Source organism: Micromonospora sp. AMSO31t (genome assembly GCF_008868175.1).
Lineage (GTDB): Bacteria > Actinomycetota > Actinomycetes > Mycobacteriales > Micromonosporaceae > Micromonospora.
Map to the genome: position 1 here is coordinate 1 of NZ_WBKT01000344.1, position 479 is coordinate 479.

Annotated in this window: 1 pseudogene; it reads left to right on the plus strand. The window is 70.1% G+C overall.

From position 1 onward, the window contains the following. Positions 1-126: 126 nt before the first annotated feature. Positions 127-479: pseudogene (locus F8274_RS30870) on the plus strand (hypothetical protein); the annotation flags it as partial.

Genomic DNA, 479 nt, shown 5'->3' on the forward strand with positions numbered 1-479 from the left:
CGACGCCTTCTCCGCCGCCCGAGTGGTCGACGTCCAACAGGCCCTCGCCGACCCGGGCACGATCCTGCCCCACACACCCACGCCCACACCGATGCTCAGCGACCCCACCGGCCCGGTGGTGCTCCCATGAACGAACGGGGCAACAGCCGCACCGCCGGCACCGACTGGCAGCTGATGGACGTCAACAGCATGTGTGCGTGCCTCCAGGACCACGACACCGCCAACCACTGGAAACAGGTGGCCGGCTGGCGCAAGGTCTGCGACCTCGCACAGATCCACCTCGGCCGACTCCAGGAATACCGACGCGGTCTCGCCTCGGCCTGGCCGCCGGAGACCAGCGCCGCCTCCGGCACGTACCTGGCCCAACTCGACGAACTCATCGAGAAGGTGCGGCACACCCACGACGCCGCCGCAGCCAACTACACCGCGCTGTCCGCCGCCACCCAGGCCATCGGCACCACCCGCGCCGCACTCCGCAA